Source organism: Kitasatospora sp. NPDC053057 (assembly GCF_044546945.1).
Taxonomy (GTDB): domain Bacteria; phylum Actinomycetota; class Actinomycetes; order Streptomycetales; family Streptomycetaceae; genus Kitasatospora.
Window position 1 is genome coordinate 107,628 of the sequence record NZ_JBITZP010000004.1, and the last position, 18,248, is coordinate 125,875.

Genomic DNA, 18,248 nt, shown 5'->3' on the forward strand with positions numbered 1-18,248 from the left:
AGGAAAGGGACTGCGGGTGTCAGGACGCGGGCACGCCGGGGGCGGCGCCGCGCTCCTTGAGCATGTCGGTCATCAGCTCCAGCTCGGACGTCTGGGCGACCACCATCGACTGGGCGAGCCGCTTCTCGACGTCGTTCTTCGCCATGTCGACGTAGCCCTGGGCCATCTCGACGCCGCCCTTGTGGTGCTCGATCATCAGCTGCAGGTAGTACACCTCGGCGTCCCGCCCGCTGAGCATGCGCAGCTTCGCCAGCTGGGCGTTGGTGGCCATGCCGGGCATCAGCGAACCGTCGTGCGCCTGGTAGTCGTGGTCCATCTTCATCCACGCCATCGGCTTGGCGGTCGAGTGCTGCGACAGCCCCCACTGGTCGAGCCAGCCCGTCATCATCCCGCGCTGGTTGGCCTGGGTGTTGATGATGTCGAAGGCGAGGGTGCGGGTCGGCTCGTCGCTCGTGCGGTCCCGGACGATGAACGACAGGTCCACCGCCTGCTGGTGGTGGGTCGCCATGTCGCGGGCGAACCCGGCCTCGGGCGAGTCGTCCGCGGGCACGGCTATCGAGGCCGAACCGGAGGCCGAGGTCCCGCCGGCCACCAGGGCCGGCACCCCGAGCGCCAGCGCCACCACGGCGGCCAGCGCGGCCGGCCACCACATCCGGCGGCGGCCGGGACGGGCGGGCGTCTCCTCCGGTGCGCCGGTCTCCGCCGCCGCGCCGCCTGCCGCGACCTCCTCGGGGCCGGTCCCGTCGGCGGTCACATCTCCCCCATGCTGCAGGAGGCGCCCGGCTCCTGGGTCTGCTTGCCCTGGACGTACTTGGTGAAGAACTGGTTGACCCGCGGGTCGCTGGCGCTGTCCACGATCAGCTGGGTGCTCCAGGCGTTCAGGGTGATGGTGCCCTGCTCGTCCGGGTACGGGCTCATCAGCGAGTACGGGGTGGCCTTGACCTTGTCGGAGAGGGTCTTGATGTCATCCGCCGTGGCCTTGCCGTTGTACGTCACCCAGACCGCGCCGTGCTCCAGCGAGTGGACGGCGCGCTCGTTCTCGACCGGCTTGTCGTAGACGTGGCCCATGCAGTCCAGCCAGACCGCGTTGTGGTCGCCGCCGACCGGCGGGGTCATCGGGTAGTTGACCTTCTCCTTGACGTGGTTGCGGCTCAGGTCGCCGAAGGTCTTCACGCCCGGGATGTCCGCGCTGGCGGCGGCCTCGCGGTCCTTCTTCTTCTGGTTCTGGTCCATGACGAGCCAGGTGCCGGTGGCGATCGCGCCGATCACCAGCACGCCGGCGGCCACCGAGGCGATCACCTTGTTGCGGCGGTCGCGGCGCTGCTCGGCGGCGCGCAGCTCGGCTATCCGGGTGCGGCGGTCGACGTCGCCCTTGCCGCCGGGCTTGTTCGACTGCTTCGAGGCGGAACCCATGATGGTTGTCCTTGTCCCCGCCGCGCACGGCTGGTGGCGGCGGTCGGCTGAAGAGGGGGAGGAGTGGACCCGCCGACGGGGAGCGTCGGCGGTGGGTTCCGCTCAGGACCGATGGACCTGGAGTTCGTGCAGATCAGGGGCTGGGTGCGGGCCGTCCAGCAGGCCCGCGGGCACCACCCGGGGCAGCGCCTCGGGCGCGGGGGAGACGAGCGGCCACGCGGCGGGCTGCGGATGCGGCGGCGGGTTCGGCAGCTGGGCGTCCTGCGGGCAGAACGGGTGGCTGGAGCAGCCGTTGTCGCGCGGCGGCTGGCCGTCGGCGGTGCACAGGATCCAGTGGTCCTGCTGCTCCGCGAACCGGTGGTGGCCGTCGGACGCCTGGGCGGCGTCGCGCGCGGCGTCACGGGCGAGCGGGGTCTGCGCGGTGGCCTCCGCCGCACTGACCACCGAGACGGCGCTCACCGGGCCCGGCCCCGGACGGGCGGACGCGTCCGCCTTCGCCAGGCCCGTACACGGCAGCGCGGTCAACAGGGCGACCAGCATCAGGACCAACAGCGCACCCGCCGGGCGGCCCGCCGATGCGGCCCTCCCCGGTCGGGGTGAGCTCGGGGCCGACGCGGTCATGCGCACATTTAATCAGCCGAACGGGTGAAGCGATGCCCCTCATCGGCCCTCATTTTCGGCTGCCAACGCGCCGCAATGTCCAGGAAACGCCCTGCTCGGGGCACACCCGGCAAGCCCGGACGGAACGGAAACGGAAGCGGTGGTGTCAGCCCTACCACCTCGCCGCCCCGGCGCCGGCGAAGCACCAGGTGAACGCGGTGGCCGGGATGATCCGATCGGTGACCGGTTGTCGCCGAAACCCGGACAGGGTCGTTGCACTTGGAGACAATGACGCCAGTCCGGCCCCGCCGGGGGCGGCGCGACCACGGACCGATCAGGAGCCGCCAGATGAGCAAGCAGGGTGCACCCGCACAGCCGCCCCGGCCCGACGACGGCTGGTGGGACACCGTCTATGACGGCCCGGCGGGCACCCTCCCCGACACCCCGCACGCCGACCCGGGCGACGGCAGCGTCGACGACTGGTTCGACACGGCGGCGGGGCTGATCGGGCAGCAGCGGACGGCGGAGCCGGAGCCGGAGCCGGAGCCGGTTGCGGAGCCTGCGGCCGAACCCGTGGCGGCGCGGGACAGCATCGACGACTGGTTCGACACCGCGATCGGCGTGATCGAGGGGAGCGGCGGCATCGGACGCCAGCGCAGCTCGACCGAGACCGCCGCCGATGCGCCGGCGGCGGAGGCTCGGGAGCCGGAACCGGAGCCGGAGGTGCCGCCCACCCCGGTCTCCCTGGAGAAGTCCGCCCCAACGCCCGAGCCCGAACCCTCTGTGGAGCCGGCACCGGAGCCGGCACCGGAGCCGGAAGCCGTCCCCGCCCCGGAACCCCTCGCGGTCAAGGAACCGACCCCCGAACCCGAACCCGACCACGCGCCGCAGCCCGACCCGGAGCCGTCCGCCCCCATCCCCGACCCGCGCCTGGCGATCCGTGCCCCACGCACCGACAGCGGTCCCACCGTCCCGCACGTCGGCGAGCGCCCCCCGACGTACGGGCCCGAGCCGACGGTCGTACCCGAGGCCGACCCGGGAACACTCGACACCGTCGTACCGGACACCGCGCTGGAGGGCGCCCAGTACGGGTCGACCGTGCTCCGGGCCGTCTCCGTCCGGGGCGACTCCGCCCGCTACCGGGGCGAGCCGCGCCGGGACAGCCTGCTGGTGACCAGGTTCGGCGACGGCCCCGACGGGCTGCTGCTCGCCGTCCTCGCGGGCTACGACCGTACGGGCGGCGCGGAGGACGAGTCGCTCACCGCGCAGGCCGTCGCCGCCGGAACCAGCGAGGCCTGCCGCCAACTCGCCGCCGCGATCGGGCGCAGCCGGGCCGGCCTGGCCGCCGACCTGCGCGACGGTGCCCGGGACCGCCTGCGCTACGGCCTCCAGCGCCTGGCCACCGGCGCCGCAGCCCCGCTGCGCGCGCTGGCACCCCGGGAGGAGGGGGACGACACCCCGTCCCCGGCCTCGCTGCACTGCCTGCTGGTGTCGCTGGACCCGGCGGCGGGCTACCGAGCCGCCTTCGGCGTCGGCCCCGGCGGGCTCTACCTGCTGCGCTCCGGCCACTGGATCGACGCCTACGCGGCCCGGCTGCTCCACCACCCGGACGGCCAGCCGCCCGTCCCGGAGGCTCCGGTACCGGACCCGCGCCCGTTCCGCTTCCGCCTCGTCCCCGCCACCCCGGGCGACATCCTGCTGCTCTGCACCCCGGGTCTGTCCCACCCGATCGCCGACGAGCCCGCCGTCGCCCACTTCCTCTCCGCCCACTGGGCCCACCCCCACCCCCCGGGCACCGTCGACTTCCTCCGCCAGGTGCAAGTCCGCGCCAAGGGCTACGCCGACGACCGCACCGCCGCCGCAATCTGGACCGAGTAAGCAGGCGCCCGCACCAGAAGTCGGCCCACCCGACTTCTGGGGCGGGCTCAGGTGCGGAGCAAAACCGTGGCGACCGAGGTGGCGTGGGTGAGGGCGGTGGGGGGGTGGGTGTCGGGGAGGCCGATGGCGATGGGGACGGCCAGGCCGTCGAGGAGGGCGCGGAGTTGAGCGGCGCGGGCGGGGGCGGGGCCGGGGGTGAAGTGGCCGGTGGTGGTGCCCTGTTCGATGAGGGTGACCAGGTCGGCCTGCCAGGGGGCTTCGATCTCCTGTTGGCCCTGGCGGAGTTCGGCGCTGGCGGGGGAGCGGCCCCAGACCTCGACCCAGAGGATCCAGCGCGGGTCGCCGGGGCCTTCGGGCAGGTAGAGACGCAGGTAGGCGTCGAGGCGCTGCCAGGGGTCGAGGGTGGGGTCGGTGAGGGCTTCGCGGCGGCGGGCGCCGAGTTGGTCCTCGCTCCAGCGGAGGGTCTCCAGCAGGAGCTGGTCCTTGCTGCCGAAGTAGTAGAGCAGGTGTCCGGCGCTCATCTGGAGCTGTTTGCCGAGGCCGGCCATGGTGAGTTTGGCGAGCCCGTGTTCGGCGATGGCGGCCCGGGCGGTGGCGAAGACCTCCTCGCGGGGGCGCGCCGGTCGGCGCGGGCGGGGGTCGGCCATGGTGGGGCTGCTTCCTGAGAAGGGAGTGCGGGGAGGGAACGGTACCGGAGTGGGGAGGGCGCCCCCACGCCGGTACCGGGCGCGTCAGGCCCGGGGCTGCTGCTGGGTGATGCAGTGGATGCCGCCGCCGTTGGCGAAGATCTCGCGGGCGTCGACGAGTTCGACGGTGCGGCCGGGGTAGGCCTCGGCGAGGATGTCGGCGGCCGCCTGGTCGCGGGGGTCGTCGAAGGCGCACAGCACGACGACGCCGTTGGCGACGTAGTGGTTGATGTAGGAGTAGTCGACCGGCTCGCCGTCCTCGTCGAACAGGACGGTGGGGGCGGGCAGTTCGATGACCTCCAGCTGCCGGCCCCGGGCGTCGGTGGAGGCGCGCAGGAGGGTGACCAGTTCCTGGCAGACGGCGTGGTCCGGGTGGGCGGGGTCGGGCTGTACGTGGGCGACGACGACGCCGGGGCGGACGAAGGAGGCGACGATGTCGATGTGGCCACGGGTGCCGAACTCGTCGTAGTCGCGGGTGAGTCCGCGCGGCAGCCAGATGGCCTTGGTGGTGCCGAGGTGGGCGTGCAGCTCGGCCTCGACCTGCTCCTTGGTCCAGTCGGCGTTGCGGCCCTCGCCGAGCTGGACAGTCTCGGTGACGAGTACCGTGCCCTCGCCGTCGACGTGGATGCCGCCGCCCTCGTTGATCAGCCGGGAGGCGAAGCGCTGGACGTCGGTCAGTTCGCTGATGTGCTCGGCGATGTGCTGGTCCTTGTCCCAGCGGGCCCAGGACTGGGCGCCCCAGCCGTTGAAGATCCAGTCGGCGGCGGCGAGCGAGCCCTTGCCGTCGATCAGGAAGGACGGGCCGATGTCGCGCATCCAGGCGTCGTTGAGCGGGCGTTCGACGATCTCGACCTGATCGGAGACGTACTTGCGGGCCTCGGCGGTCTCACCGGTGTTGACGATCAGCGTGACCGGCTCGTACCGGACGATGGTGTCGGCGACGGCGGCCCAGGCCTGGCGGGCGGCGTGCAACTGCTCGGGGCCGTCGAAGGTGGGGTTGCTGGTGGGGAAGGCCATCCAGGTGCGGTCGTGGGGGTGCCATTCGGCGGGCATCCGGTAGCCGAGGGAGGCGGGCGTGGGGGTCGTCATCGCGCGGTCCTAAGCGGGTCAGGGGGGTCAGAGGAAGTAGAGGCGGCTGAGGGAGACGCTGTCGGCGGGTTCGGAGCGCAGCGGCGAGCCGTCCAGGGAGACCAGCCCGGTCTCGGTGACGTCGACGTGGCCGACCCGGGCGTTGCGCACCATGTCGCGCGGTCCGATGCCGCGGGTGCCGCGGACGCCGACGCGGCGGCGGCGGGTGGGCAGTCCGTCGGCGGGGCGGTCGAGGTAGGCGGCGTCGGCGGCGGCCTGGGCGACGAAGGCCACCGAGATGTCGGCGGCGGTCGCGCCATGGGCGCCGAACTGCGGTCCCAGGACGAGCGGTTCGCAGCGGTCGGTGGAGGCGTTGGGGTCGCCGACCACGCCGTACGCGGGGAAGCCGGACTTGAGGACGAGCTGCGGCTTGGCACCGAAGTGGTCCGCGCGCCACAGCACGATGTCGGCGAGCTTGCCGACCTCGATCGAGCCGACCTCGTGGGAGAGGCCGTGGGCGATGGCCGGGTTGATGGTGAGCTTGGCGATGTAGCGCAGCACGCGCTCGTTGTCGTCGCCGCTCTCGGTGGTCCCGTAGGAGCCGGTGCCGTCGAGCGGGCCGAGTTCGGCCTTCATCTTGCCGGCCATGGCGAAGGTGCGGCGCACGGTCTCGCCGGCCCGGCCCATGCCCTGGGCGTCGGAGGAGGTGATGCCGATGACCCCGAGGTCGTGCAGCACGTCCTCGGCGCCCATGGTGCCGGCCCGGATGCGGTCGCGGGCCATGGCGGCGTCGCCGGGCAGGTCGACCTTGAGGTCGTGCGCGGAGACGATCATGTCGAAGTGCTCGCCGAGGGCGTCGCGGCCGAACGGCAGGGTGGGGTTGGTGGAGGAGCCGATGACGTTCGGCACGCCCGCCATCTTGAGCACGTTGGGGACGTGCCCGCCGCCGCAGCCCTCGATGTGGAAGGCGTGGATGGTCCGGCCCTCCAGGACGCGAAGGGTGTCCTCGACCGACAGGCACTCGTTCAACCCGTCGGTGTGCAGGGCGACTTGGACGTCGTACTCCTCGGCGACCCGCAGCGCGGTGTCCAGCGCGCGGGTGTGCGCGCCCATGTCCTCGTGCACCTTGAAGCCGGAGGCGCCGCCCTCGGCCAGCGCCTCGATCAGCGGGGCCTCGTCGGAGGACGAACCGCGGCCCAGGAAGCCGATGTTGACGGGCCAGGCGTCGAAGGCGTTGAAGGCGTGCCGCAGCGCCCAGGGCGAGTTGACGCCGACGCCCCAGACCGGGCCGAACTCCTGGCCGATGATCGTGGTGACGCCGGAGGCGAGCGAAGCCTCCATGATCCGCGGCGAGAGCAGGTGGACGTGGGTGTCGACGGCGCCGGCGGTGGCGATCAGGCCCTCGCCGGAGACGATCGTGGTGCCGGTGCCGACGACCACGTCCACGCCGTCCAGGGTGTCCGGGTTGCCGGCCCGGCCGATCGAGGCGATCCGGCCGCCGATCAGGCCGATGGACGTCTTGCGGATGCCCTGGATCGCGTCGATCACCAGGACGTTGCTGATCACCACGTCGCAGGTGTCGCGGACGGCGGCGGGCTTGAGGTGCAGGCCGTCGCGGGCGGTCTTGCCGAAGCCGGCCAGGAACTCGTCGCCGGGCGCCTGGGAGTCGGATTCGACGCGGACGATCAGTCCGCTGTCGCCGAGGCGGATGCGGTCGCCGGCGCGCGGGCCGTGGACGGAGATGTAGTCGTGCGGGGAGATCGCGGTCATGCCCCCACCTCGCTGCGCTCGGCGGACCACGACCTCGTGGAGGCTCTGTTCCATTGCTCGTTCCGCTCGTTCCGCTCGTTCACGAGGGCACCTCCGAGTCGTCGAAGCTGGTCAGGTAGCCGGTCGCGCGGGCCTTCTCGAGGGCGGCTTCCTTCGCGCCGGGCGCGTCCAGCGGGCCGTCCACGAGCCCGGCGAAGCCGATCGCGACCCGGTCGCCGCCGATCGGGACCAGGCCGACCTCGACGGTGGCGCCGGGGTCGAAGCGCACCGAGGAGCCGGCCGGGACGGCCAGGTGGGTGCCGTAGGCGGCGGCGCGGTCGAAGGCCAGGCGCGGGTTGGCCTCGAAGAAGTGGAAGTGCGAGGTGACCGAGATCGGCACCGCGGACGTGTTGTGGACGGGGATGAGCTGCGTCTCCTCGATCGGGTCGTAGCCCGCGCCGTCGCCGATCAGCGCGCCGCCGGGGGCCTCGTCGCCGAGCGAGCCGGCGCCCTTGAAGGGGTCGTTGACGACGGCGAGGCGGGTGCCGTCGTCGAAGACGGCCTCGACCTGGACGACGGTGACCACGTCCGGTACCCCGGGCAGCACGTCGTCGGCGGTCAGCACGGAGCGGCCGGCCTCGATGGCCTCGGCCAGGCGCAGGCCGTCACGGGCGGCCTCGCAGACGGTGTCCGCGATCAGGGCGGTCGCCTCGGGGATGTTGAGGCGCACGCCCCGGGCTCGGCGGGTGCGGGCCAGTTCGGCTGCTGTGAAGATCAGCAGCCGGTCCCGCTCGGTGGGGGTCAGTCGCACGGTTCCTCGCTCGCGGTCGCCGGGGAGGGGGTCGGCTCGGGGGCCGGGGCTTCCGGGGGTGATGTTAGAACGACGTTCAAACATCTTGGGTCATTGAACCCGCACCGGGGCGTCGTGTCCAGCGTTGCCGCTCCGCGGGGGTTCGGCTTGTCGGACGGGCGGCGGGGGTGAGGCAGGGGCGAGAAGGGGGCGAGGCAGGGGCGTGGCAGGGGCGAGGTGGCGGAGAACGGGCGGGCGCGCGGCGCTCCGCGGGGGCGGGTGTGGAGGTCGGCGCGCGGTGGTGGCAGAGGTGGGGCGCGCGGCCCGCGCACCTTCCGTACAGGCGCCGGGTGTGCGCGGGATCGGGAGGGGGCGGGCTCGAAAACAGCCTCTGCGCTTCGCAAACCTGTCCGGCGCGGGCAGTTGGATCACGTGAACCTCCCCGTGCCCCTTTCACCCCACGTGATCGGACGCACACTGTTGCAAACGTCGTCAACTGGGCATGAGGATGGGTGGTCAGAACGAGGGGGCCACCCGGCCGGCGGGGGATCCGGAGGCGGGGGCCCGGATTCGAAGGCGGGGGCATGTGGTGATGGACGGTCAGTCGCGATTCCCGCGGCAGCGGACGAGTTCGGGCGACGCCTACCGGTCCGGGGCGGCCCAGGGCCCGGTCAACGGCACCGGAACCGGCACCGGGACGACCCTGCCGGGTGCGTCGGCCCCGGGGTGCGCGCTGCACCGCCGGCTGCACCTGATGCTCGACCCGGCCGACCTGGTCGCGGTGGGCGCGGTACGGCACCGGCTGCGCACGGCGCTGAGCCACTGGGGGGTGCCGGAGCTGTCCGACACCGCCGAGCTGCTCTCCTCCGAGCTGGTCACCAACGCACTGCTGCACACCACCAAGGGCGCGGTCTTCGACGCGGTGCTCGGCTCGGACAGCCGGCTGCGGGTCGAGGTGCAGGACGGCGCGAGCCGGCTGCCCGGGCGCCGGCGCGATCCGGAGGCCGAGTACGCGACCTCGGGCAGGGGCCTGCTGCTGGTGGAGGCGCTCGCGGACTCCTGGGGCGTGCAGCTGCGGGGCGACGGCAAGGTCACCTGGTTCGAGCTCGCCCTGCCGTAGGCGCGACCCGCACCGCGCAACCGCACCGCGTACCCGCACCGCGCGCCCCCTTACGGCGCACCGCCGCACCGCGCGCCCACACGATTGTTCGTCGTCGATTGATCCGTTCTCGAAGCAACCCCTGAACACAAGGCGGAGTGGAAGATTTCCGGCCCGTTGCCATTGCCGCTCAGCCGAACATTGGCCAGGATGGTGGGAATGTGTGTCCACGTGCGGGAAGCAGCGGGGAGACCGAACCTCGACTGACCACCGTCCGTCGACACCGTCCGATCCAGCACCACCCATCACACCGCCACGCGGCCCGTCCGGACGGTCGGCGCGGTCCGCCACGGCAGCGGCAGGAGCAGCATGCCCACTGAGCCCGAGTCGCCGGGGCCGGCCCTTCCTCCCGGCGCGTCCGCCGTGGAGCCGCCGCCAGTCGTCCGCCCGCCCGCCCAGGCCACCCGCCGGAACTCCGTGCGCACGCCTCCCGCGCTCGCCTCCGGGCGGCTGGCGCCCGTGCTGTCCGGCGGACTGCCGCCCGCCTCCGGCGACTCCATGCCGGACTGGCTGGAGCCCGCGATGGCCGCCAACGGCATCGGCTCCTTCGACTGGGACATCCGCCGCGACGTCCTGGAGGGCGACCATCGGGCCTGCGCGATCATCGGCCTGGACTCCGTCGAGCGGGGCCGCTTCGACCGCACCGCCGCCTCCTTCCTGTCCCTCCTGCACCCCGAGGACGCGCCCGTGGTGCGCCGCCGGGTCGAGCGCGCGGTGGCCGAGCTGGGCCAGTGCGGCGCCTACTACCGCACCGTCGGGCCGAACGGGACTATGCGCGCGGTGCGCTTCCGCGGCCGGGTGCTCGCGGACGCCTTCGGCCGCGCCTCCCGGATGGTGGGCTTCGTCTGGGACGCCACCGTCGAGCTGCACAAGCGCGACCGGGCGGGCCGGCTCGCCCTGCTGCGCGAGGAGCGCTCCCGGTTCATCAAGGAGGCCGCGCGCGCCCTCTCCGAGGCGGTCACCGTCCGTGACGTGGCCCGGGTGTTCACCGAACTGCCGCTGCCCGGACTGCCGCCGGACGGCCTGGTGCTCGCCTCCTTCGAGGCCGGACGGGCCCGGATCCTCGGCGCCTCCGGCTACCGCTCCCAGGCGCTCGCCGTATGGGACCGCACCGTGCTGCCGGCCGGCCACCCGGCCGCCGAGGCACTCAGGTACCGCGCCCCGGTCTTCATCTCCAGCCGCGAGGACTTCCGCGACCGCCACCCCGACGTCTGGGAGCAGACCAGCCGCACCGGCCGCGGCTCCTGGGCGTACCTGCCGCTGGTGGCCAGCGGCCGGGCGATCGGCGTCTGCGTGGTCAGCTTCGACGACGAGCGCGAGCTGGACGCGGACGAGCGCACCCTGCTGTCCACCCTGGGCGGGCTGGTCGCCCAGTCGCTGGCCCGGGCCCGGCTGCACGACGCCGAGCACGAGCTGGCGGCGGGCCTGCAACGGGTGATGCTGCCGCGCACCGTCCCGTCCATCCCCGGCGTGACCACCGCGGTGCGCTACCTCGCGGCCGGCTCCGGGCTGCAGATCGGCGGCGACTGGTACGACGTGGTGCCGCTGCCCGGCGGGCACGTCGGCCTGGTGATCGGCGACGTCCAGGGCCACGACGTGCACGCCGCCGGGATCATGGGCCAGCTGCGGATCGCGCTGCGCGCCTACGCCGCCGAGGGCCACCCGCCCGCCGCGGTGATGGCCCGCGCCTCCCGCTTCCTCGCCGACCTGGACACCGACCACTTCGCGACCTGCACCTACGCCGAGGTCAACGTGGACTACGGCGTGGTCTACGCCGTCCGGGCCGGCCACCTCGACCCGGTGGTGCGCCGCGCGGACGGCACGGCCGCCGTGGTGCCGGTGGCCGGCGGGCTGCCGCTGGGCATCGACCCGGACCAGGAGTACCGGGTCACCCGGTTCAGCCTGGACCCGGGCGAGACGGTGGTGCTGTGCACCGACGGCCTGGTCGAGGCGCGCGGCATGGACCTGGACGAGGGCATCGGCCGACTGACCAGCACCCTGGCCCGCCCGCTGCCGGTCGCCGACGAGGCGGCCCGCGATCCGCTGGAGGAGCTGGCCGACCGGATCGCCTCCCAGGCCGCCGACTCCAGCGAACGCGAGGACGACATAGCGCTGCTGCTCCTGCGCTGGGACGGCCCGGCGGGCGGGCTCGCCGCCCAGCAGCTGCGCCGCCGGATCGGCCAGGCCGACCTGGCGCGGGTCGCCGAGGTCCGCGCCGAACTGCGCGACGCGCTGCGCCGCTGGGGCGTCGCCGAGTTCATCGACACCGCCGAGCTGCTCTCCTCCGAGCTGGTCACCAACGCGATCCGGCACACCGACCGGGACGCCATGTTCACCGCCCGGCTCTACCGGGAGTCGGCCTCGGACGGCGGCCGGGCCCGGCTGCGGGTCGAGGTGGAGGACGAGTCGGACCTGTGGCCGACCCGCCGGACGCCGGGGGAGCAGGCCTCCTCCGGGCGCGGGCTGATGCTGGTCGAGGCGCTGGCGGACGCCTGGGGCGTGGAACCGCGCGGGTCCGGCAAGCGGATGTGGTTCGAACTCAGCGGGGTGAGCGCGGCGTAGGACCGGATCTGCCGGACACCCCCGGGGCCGGTGCCCCGGGGGGTCAGCCGAACTGCTGCTCCAGGTCCTTCAGTTTGCGCTCCAGCGAGTCCAGCCGGGGCAGGGTGACGGTGTCCTCGTCGACGGTGAGGTCGATGGTGCGCCGTTCCGGACGGGCCGGCAGGCTGGACTGGACGACGGTGCCCTCGGCCACCTCGACCTCGCGCACACCGGGCCCGGGAGAGGCCGCGGCCTCGACCTCCCGTGAGTCCGCCGGACGCTCCGCCCCGGGCCCGCCGGCTATCGCGGGCTCCGAGCCGCCCGACTCCAACTGCCGTGCGGCGCCGCCGCGTCCGCGCCAGTGGCTGCCGCTCCGGCTGATCGCCCGGATCTCGGCCCGCTCGCGGCGGCCGGCCAGCTTGCGGCGCTCCTTCTCCAGCGCGCGCTCGCGCTTGTCGTCGCGGACCTCGTCCACCGCCTCGTCCAGGCTGCGCACGCCCTCCAGGAGCATCAGCGACCAGGCCGCGTAGGTCTCGCGCGGGGCGCGCAGCCAGCGGACGATGCGGATCTGCGGCAGCGGGCGGGGCACCAGGCCCTGTTCGCGCAGTGCGGCCCGGCGGGTCTGCTTGAGCGCGCGGTCGAACAGGATCGCGGCGGACAGCGACATGCCGGAGAAGAACTGCGGGGCGCCGGCGTGGCCGAAGCCGCGCGGGGCGTGCACCCAGTTGAACCAGGCCGAGGCGCCGGCGAAGAGCCAGACCAGCAGCCGGGAGCCGAGCGCCGCGTCGCCGTGGCTGGCCTCGCGGACGGCGAGCACCGAGCAGAACATCGCGGCGCCGTCGAGCCCGAACGGGACGAGGTACTCCCAGCCGCCGGAGAGGCCGAGGTTCTGCACGCCGAAGCCGACCAGTCCGTGGAAGGAGAGCGCGGCCGCGACCCCGGCGCAGCAGAACAGCAGCGTGTAGGAGGCGGCGCCGTACAGGGATTCCTTGTTGCGGCGCCGTTCCTCGGAACGCTCCCAGGAATCCCCGCCGGCGGCGGATCCCCGGCTTCGGGCCAGGGGCACCAGGAGGGCGCTGACCAGCAGCCCCGCTACCCCGGTGACGGCCCAGCCGAGCGGTATGTCGGACAATTTCATCGCCGGAACCAGCCTCGCTTTCTGCGTCGCGTTCCTGCGCCGCCCACTGCGTTCCAGCAGCGCGGCGGGGACCATCATGACGGATGCCCGGCGGACGAAAGGCCGATTCGCCGTCAATGCGCTGGGGAGAGGGATTTCTGACCCGCCACCAATCGAATTGTCATATGAATTTGGCGTGGGAGGTTCCCGGAATTACGGGCTTTTCGAATCCTGAATCGGACGAATTTTCGTCAACGTCGCGTGACGCGAGGGCAGCCGCCGCACATCTCCCCGGATTCCACGGTGTAGACGAGGCAACAGCTGGCCCGGGCCCGGTCCGTACCCGAAGCACCGGTGCGTCCTGGCGCCGGGGGCGCGAAACCGGCGCCCGGGGTGAAGGGGGCCGGGGCGGGGGTGGGTCCATGACCCGCGCCGGGCGTGCACGCCGGTCGCTTCCCGGGCGCCGGCAGTGCGGCCGGCCCCCCAGGGGTCAGCAGTGCGGACAGTTCGGCGCGCGCCCGCTCCTGCTCCCCGAGCAGCCCGCCCGCGTACCAGAGCCCCTCCACCACCGCGTCGGTGGCCATCGCCCACAGCACCCGCGGCCCACGCCGCACCTCCGGCCCGAAGGCGGTCAGCACCGGTTCGAGGAACTCGCCGAGCGAGCAGCGCAGTTGGGCCGCGAGCGCGTTCTCGTCCGGCGCCGTACGGGCCCCGGGGGAGTCGGCCGCCGGATCGTCCGGCAGGCAGACGAAGGCCTCCGGGCGCACCGTCAGCTCCGCCGAGGCGGGGCCGCGGCGCAGCGAGACGTCGTCGGGGCCGAGCAGCGGGACGCGCCGTTCCAGGAACCATGGCACGGTGAACAGCAGCGAGACCGGCCAGACCAGGCGGTGCAGTCCGAAGCCGGCCGCCACGTCCGGGCGCAGCGGCTGCCCGTAGCGGGCGAGGCCCTGCCGGGCGTCGTGGGCGACCAGCTCGCGGACGGCGCCGCGGTCGGTGGTGAGGTCGGCGACGGGCAGCCAGCCGCCGCCCCGGCGGGGTGGGGCGCAGTGCACGTCCAGGATCGGGGTCAGCGCGGCCAGCCGGTGGTACGAGGGCGCGCAGGGGGTGGGGGTGTCCGGCGCGTGGGCCGGGGTGTGCGCCTCGGTGGTGCGGGGGGCGCACGGCGCCGGGCCGGGCCGGGTGCTGCTCGCGGTCATGGCGGGCCCCATCGGGTCGACCGGGGCGCCGGCGGACCGGCCGGCGGCCCCGGCCGCGAGGCGCCGGGCCCGGCCGGACCGGGGCGCGGCGGTGCCCGGGGGACGGCAAGGCGACCTGTCCGGGGCGCTGCTCACCCCGGACAGGTTAGGCTCACCTTAGCTGATTGTCCCTCGGGTCTCGCTGGTGATGCGCCCGTCCGGGGGAGGCCCCGGCGCGCGCCCGGTTCCGGGGGGCGTGTTCGACAGCTGGCGTGCGAGCCAGACCGGCACCCCGCCCAGGGCGTGCACCAGGCGGGCGGCCTCGGCGCGCAGCCGCGCCGCCTCGGGAGGCTCGGACACCTCGGCGAGCGCGGCGAGCGCCGGCGCCACCCCCACCGTGAAGCCGAGTTGCTCGCGCAGCCGCAGGGAGGCGTCGAAGCCCTCCCGGGCGTTGCCGCGCTCCCCGCGGGAGAGGGCCAGGGCGGCGAGGTGCCGCCAGGTGTAGGAGCGCAGCAGTTCGTCCCCGCGCTCGCCGGCGCCCTCGTGCGCCCGGCGGTAGGCGATCCAGGCGGCGCTGCGGTCGCGCAGCAGGTTCTCGGCGACCAGTCCGCGTCGGAAGTCCAGCAGGGGTCGGCCCGGGGCGTCCGGCGGCAGCAGGGCCGAGGTGCGGCCGAGTGCGGCCTGCGCCTCGTCCAGCCGGTCCCGTGGGCCGAGCACGCTGGCCAGGTAGGCGAGGAAGCCGCGGGCGCAGGCGGCGGCCGCGCGCTGTTCGGTGCCCTCCGCCAGGGCCTCGGCGAGTCGTAGCGCCTGTTCCGCCTGGGTCCACTGCGAGGCGGTGAACAGGCACTGTTCGATGAGGAGTTCGGCCCGTGCGAGGGCGATGGTCGGGTCGTGTTCGGCGGCCGGTCGCAGCAGTTCGGCGGCCTCCTGCCAGCACCCCCGGGACCGCAGCCGCCACACGGTGTCGCCCGGTTCCTCCGCTGCCGCCCGCCCCCGTTCGTCCGGGCCGTTCGGGCTCCATCCGTGCTCTGACAACGCCACCTCCTTGTGTGCGCCATCCAGCAGGGCACGGACCTGCCCCTGGGGCCCTGCCGCCACGACCGTGCGCATGGCGACGGCAGGGCGAAAGGCCCGCGCTGTGGCGGCAATTCAACACGGGGGCGAGCTTGTGCACCAGATCACGAGCGGAGGTTGTTGCTTTTGCCGGGGAGATGATCTAGTGGGGTCGGCGGTCGGGTCAGGAGGTCCAACCGGTCTCCATCAGGGCTTCGGCGGCGCCGTTGGCGGGCTGCGGCACGCCGGCCAGGTCCAGGCTGAACAGGGCGACCAGCAGTTGTTCGCCGCGCACGGTGGCCTGGTGGGAGTAGCCGGCCAGGGTGAACATGGCGGCGGCCATCTCCTCGGCGTGCAGGGTCTGCAGCCACAGGCACTCGACCGACTTCACGTCGGCGGGCTCGGTCCAGGTGTCGACCTGGGCGACCATCCGGCTGCCCAGCAGGGTGACCCCGTCGCGCTCCTGAGCCTCGGTCAGCTCCAGGTCGTCGAAGCCGAGCCACTCCAGGTAGCGGGCGGCGGTGAACACCGCGTCCTGCGAGGTGCGCACCGGGTGGGGGCGGAACGGGGTGCGGTGGCGGAACGGGCGAGGGCGGCCCGCCGGGCCGCCGGGGGGCGCGGGCGGGGCGGGCGCCGGGGTGTTCACCGGGTGTGCCGGGTACGGGCGGGAGGCCTGCGGGCCGGGGGCGGCGAGCGGGCCGGCCGTGCCGCTGCCCAGCCGGGTGGTGCGGTCCACCGGGAGCCGGACGGTGGCGCCGCAGTTGCAGGTGAACTCGGGCTGCGGCCACTGGTCGGAGCGGCCGCAGTGCGGGCAGCGCATGCTCAGCCAGGAGTCCTCCCAGGAGCGGAACCGCACCTGCACCGGCACCCCGCCGCGCAGCAGCGGCACCTTCAGCGAGGCGCCGCACGGGCAGGGCAGGGACGGCGGCTCGTACAGGTGCTCGCGGCGGCAGGCGGGGCAGCGGATCGCCCGGGCGGCACCGCCCGCCCCGGGCCCTGGCAGCGCGGGGTCGTGTCCGGTGAAGTCGTCGGGCAGTCCTGCCATCGCGGGCTCCGTCCGTCGGTGTCGGGTGGGTGCTTCCCATGCTCCCCGAAACCTCCGGTCCTGGGCGCGGAATGGGGCAATCCTCAGGGACAGATCAGGGCGCGCCCCTCGGCCGGACCCTTCGCAGGGAGGATGCGCCGTCGGCGTACGGAGGACGTCAGCGGGCCGACCAGCGGGCCAGGTCGGCGGGGGTGTCGAGGTCGTCCGGGACGGCGACGTCCGCGCACTCGACCAGGACGAGCTCCGCGGCGTGCGCCGCCAGCAGGGCGCGGGCCCCGGCGTCGCCGGCGGCGCCCCCGGCCGCCTCGGCGAAGTGCCGCGCGCCGATCAGCACCGGGTGCCCGCGCCGCCCGTCGTACGCCGCCGCGGCCAGCTCGGCGCCGGCCCGGTGCGCGGCCAGCAGCCGGGCCACCGCGGCCGGGGTGACGCCCGGGGTGTCGACCAGCATCACGAGCACCGCCGGGGCGTCCGGCGCCAGCGCGGCCAGCCCGGCCCGCAGCGAGGAGCCCATGCCCTGGGCCCAGTCCGGGTTGGCCACCAGCCGGCAGCCCGGCAGGTGCGCGGTGGAGCGGACCCGGTCGCGCTCCGCGCCCAGCACCACCGTGACGTCCGGGCAGCCGCCGGCCCGTACGGTGGCCACCGCGTGCTCCACCAGCGGCCGGCCCGCGTACCGGACCAGCGCCTTGGGCCGCCCGCCGAGCCGGCGTCCGCCCCCGGCGGCGAGGACGAGGGCCGGGACGGCGGCGGGCGGTGTGTTCTGCATGCGCCCAGCCTGCCCGCTCCGGGGGCGCTCGCGCAGCGGTTCGCGGATTGTACGAATCCACAAGACGAAGGCGCGGGTCGGGGGCGCTCCCCGGCGGTTCGGCCGCTGGTCCGGCGGCGCGCTTGCCCCTGTACTGGGGCGATGAACACCGCACCGCGCCCGCTGGTGGACCGCTTCGGACGGGTCCACACCGATCTGCGGGTCTCCCTGACCGACCGCTGCAACCTGCGCTGCACCTACTGCATGCCGGCGGAGGGGCTGGACTGGCTGCCCCGGGCGGAGGTGCTCGGCGACGACGAGGTGGTGCGGCTGGTACGGATCGCGGTGCAGCGGCTGGGGGTGCGCTCGGTGCGGCTGACCGGCGGGGAGCCGCTGCTGCGGCGGGGGCTGCCGGGGCTGGTCGGGCGGCTGGCGGCGCTGGGGGTGGAGCTGTCGCTGACCACCAACGGGATCGGCCTGGCGCGTACGGCCGTCCAGCTCCGGGAGGCGGGGCTGGGGCGGGTGAACGTCAGCCTGGACACGCTGCGCGCGGACCGGTTCGCGGCGCTCACCCGGCGGGACCGGATCGGCGACGTGCTCGCGGGGCTGGCGGCGGCGAAGGCGGCCGGGCTGGACCCGGTGAAGGTCAACGCCGTGCCGGTGCGCGGGGTCAACGAGGACGAGATCCCGGAGTTGGCGTCCTTCGCCGTCGAACACGGCTACCGGATGCGCTTCATCGAGTCCATGCCGCTGGACGCGCAGGGGAGTTGGGACCGGGCCGCGATGGTGACGGCCGACGAGATCCTGGCCCGGCTGGGCGAGCGCTTCGACCTCGTGCCGGTCGGGCGGAGCGGCAACGCCCCGGCGGAGGAGTGGCGGATCGCCGGGACGGACACGGTGATCGGGGTGATCGCCTCCGTCACCCGCCCGTTCTGCGGCGGCTGCGACCGGGTCCGGCTGACCGCCGACGGGCAGCTGCGCAACTGCCTGTTCGCCACCGAGGAGTCCGACCTGCGCGCCCTGCTGCGCGGCGGCGCGGACGACGGGCGGATCGAGGAGGCCTGGCGGGCCTCGGTGGCCGGCAAGGGGCCCGGACACGCCATCGGCAGCGCCGACTTCGTCCGGCCCGAGCGGCCGATGTCGGCGATCGGCGGCTGAGCACACCGGGCTGGTCGGGGATCTGGCGGAGTGTGAGCTTCGACATGCTCCTTGGCCTCGTTTCGCCCCGCGGT

General features: G+C 74.4%; 16 protein-coding genes. 4 read left to right on the forward strand and 12 right to left on the reverse strand.

The annotated features are described in order from the left end of the window. Positions 1–19: 19 nt before the first annotated feature. The 3 genes from ACIG5E_RS06965 to ACIG5E_RS06975 form a co-directional block, all read right to left on the reverse strand. Entirely contained in the window at positions 20–652 is a 633-nt protein-coding gene (locus ACIG5E_RS06965; RefSeq protein ID WP_396532277.1) for a DUF305 domain-containing protein, read from the reverse strand. A 98-nt stretch (positions 653–750) separates the two neighbouring features. Then, complete coding sequence (locus tag ACIG5E_RS06970; RefSeq protein WP_396532073.1) at positions 751–1,413, reverse strand: DUF3105 domain-containing protein; 663 nt, start codon at positions 1,411–1,413, stop codon at positions 751–753. Positions 1,414–1,515: 102 nt separating this feature from the next. Then, positions 1,516–2,034: a hypothetical protein gene (locus tag ACIG5E_RS06975; RefSeq protein ID WP_396532075.1), complete on the reverse strand. Its 519-nt coding sequence runs from the start codon at positions 2,032–2,034 to the stop codon at positions 1,516–1,518. Between the two features lie 327 nt (positions 2,035–2,361). On the opposite strand from ACIG5E_RS06975, the gene ACIG5E_RS06980 reads away from it, so the two are divergent. Beyond that, positions 2,362–3,891 (forward strand): hypothetical protein, encoded by a 1,530-nt coding sequence (locus ACIG5E_RS06980; RefSeq protein WP_396532077.1) that lies wholly within the window; start codon positions 2,362–2,364, stop codon positions 3,889–3,891. A gap of 47 nt (positions 3,892–3,938) precedes the next feature. On the opposite strand, the gene ACIG5E_RS06985 is transcribed toward ACIG5E_RS06980, so the two are convergent. The 4 genes from ACIG5E_RS06985 to ureA all read right to left on the reverse strand — a co-directional run bounded on the left by ACIG5E_RS06985 (position 3,939) and on the right by ureA (position 8,205). Beyond that, the gene (locus ACIG5E_RS06985) at positions 3,939–4,538 is read right to left on the reverse strand and encodes a TetR/AcrR family transcriptional regulator (protein ID WP_396532078.1); all 600 of its coding nucleotides are present in this window, start codon (positions 4,536–4,538) and stop codon (positions 3,939–3,941) included. An 84-nt stretch (positions 4,539–4,622) separates the two neighbouring features. Further along, positions 4,623–5,666 carry an agmatine/peptidylarginine deiminase gene (locus ACIG5E_RS06990; RefSeq protein ID WP_396532079.1) on the reverse strand — a complete coding sequence of 348 codons (1,044 nt, stop codon included), beginning with the start codon at positions 5,664–5,666 and terminating at the stop codon, positions 4,623–4,625. 27 nt (positions 5,667–5,693) lie between these two features. Beyond that, the gene (locus ACIG5E_RS06995) at positions 5,694–7,415 is read right to left on the reverse strand and encodes an urease subunit alpha (RefSeq protein WP_396532081.1); all 1,722 of its coding nucleotides are present in this window, start codon (positions 7,413–7,415) and stop codon (positions 5,694–5,696) included. Between the two features lie 79 nt (positions 7,416–7,494). Further along, positions 7,495–8,205, reverse strand: a complete 711-nt coding sequence (ureA, locus tag ACIG5E_RS07000; protein WP_396532082.1) for an urease subunit gamma — start codon at positions 8,203–8,205, stop codon at positions 7,495–7,497. A gap of 571 nt (positions 8,206–8,776) precedes the next feature. Between ureA and ACIG5E_RS07005 the strand changes: the two genes are divergently transcribed. Next, complete coding sequence (locus ACIG5E_RS07005; protein ID WP_396532084.1) at positions 8,777–9,304, forward strand: ATP-binding protein; 528 nt, start codon at positions 8,777–8,779, stop codon at positions 9,302–9,304. A gap of 348 nt (positions 9,305–9,652) precedes the next feature. Continuing rightward, positions 9,653–11,905: a SpoIIE family protein phosphatase gene (locus tag ACIG5E_RS07010; RefSeq protein WP_396532086.1), complete on the forward strand. Its 2,253-nt coding sequence runs from the start codon at positions 9,653–9,655 to the stop codon at positions 11,903–11,905. Positions 11,906–11,948: 43 nt separating this feature from the next. Here ACIG5E_RS07010 and ACIG5E_RS07015 read toward each other — a convergent pair whose 3' ends face one another. The 5 genes from ACIG5E_RS07015 to ACIG5E_RS07035 all read right to left on the reverse strand — a co-directional run bounded on the left by ACIG5E_RS07015 (position 11,949) and on the right by ACIG5E_RS07035 (position 17,037). After that, the gene (locus tag ACIG5E_RS07015; protein WP_396532088.1) at positions 11,949–13,022 is read right to left on the reverse strand and encodes a DUF2637 domain-containing protein; all 1,074 of its coding nucleotides are present in this window, start codon (positions 13,020–13,022) and stop codon (positions 11,949–11,951) included. A gap of 230 nt (positions 13,023–13,252) precedes the next feature. Continuing rightward, positions 13,253–14,197, reverse strand: a complete 945-nt coding sequence (locus tag ACIG5E_RS07020) for a (2Fe-2S)-binding protein (protein WP_396532089.1) — start codon at positions 14,195–14,197, stop codon at positions 13,253–13,255. Positions 14,198–14,353: 156 nt separating this feature from the next. After that, positions 14,354–15,211, reverse strand: a complete 858-nt coding sequence (locus ACIG5E_RS07025; protein ID WP_396532091.1) for a hypothetical protein — start codon at positions 15,209–15,211, stop codon at positions 14,354–14,356. A gap of 202 nt (positions 15,212–15,413) precedes the next feature. Beyond that, positions 15,414–16,274: a hypothetical protein gene (locus tag ACIG5E_RS07030; protein WP_396532092.1), complete on the reverse strand. Its 861-nt coding sequence runs from the start codon at positions 16,272–16,274 to the stop codon at positions 15,414–15,416. A 157-nt stretch (positions 16,275–16,431) separates the two neighbouring features. After that, positions 16,432–17,037, reverse strand: a complete 606-nt coding sequence (locus ACIG5E_RS07035; RefSeq protein ID WP_396532094.1) for an NTP transferase domain-containing protein — start codon at positions 17,035–17,037, stop codon at positions 16,432–16,434. Positions 17,038–17,178: 141 nt separating this feature from the next. Here ACIG5E_RS07035 and moaA point away from each other — a divergent pair, with 141 nt between their 5' ends. After that, complete coding sequence (gene moaA / locus ACIG5E_RS07040) at positions 17,179–18,174, forward strand: GTP 3',8-cyclase MoaA (RefSeq protein WP_396532095.1); 996 nt, start codon at positions 17,179–17,181, stop codon at positions 18,172–18,174. The last annotated feature ends 74 nt before the right edge of the window (positions 18,175–18,248 follow it).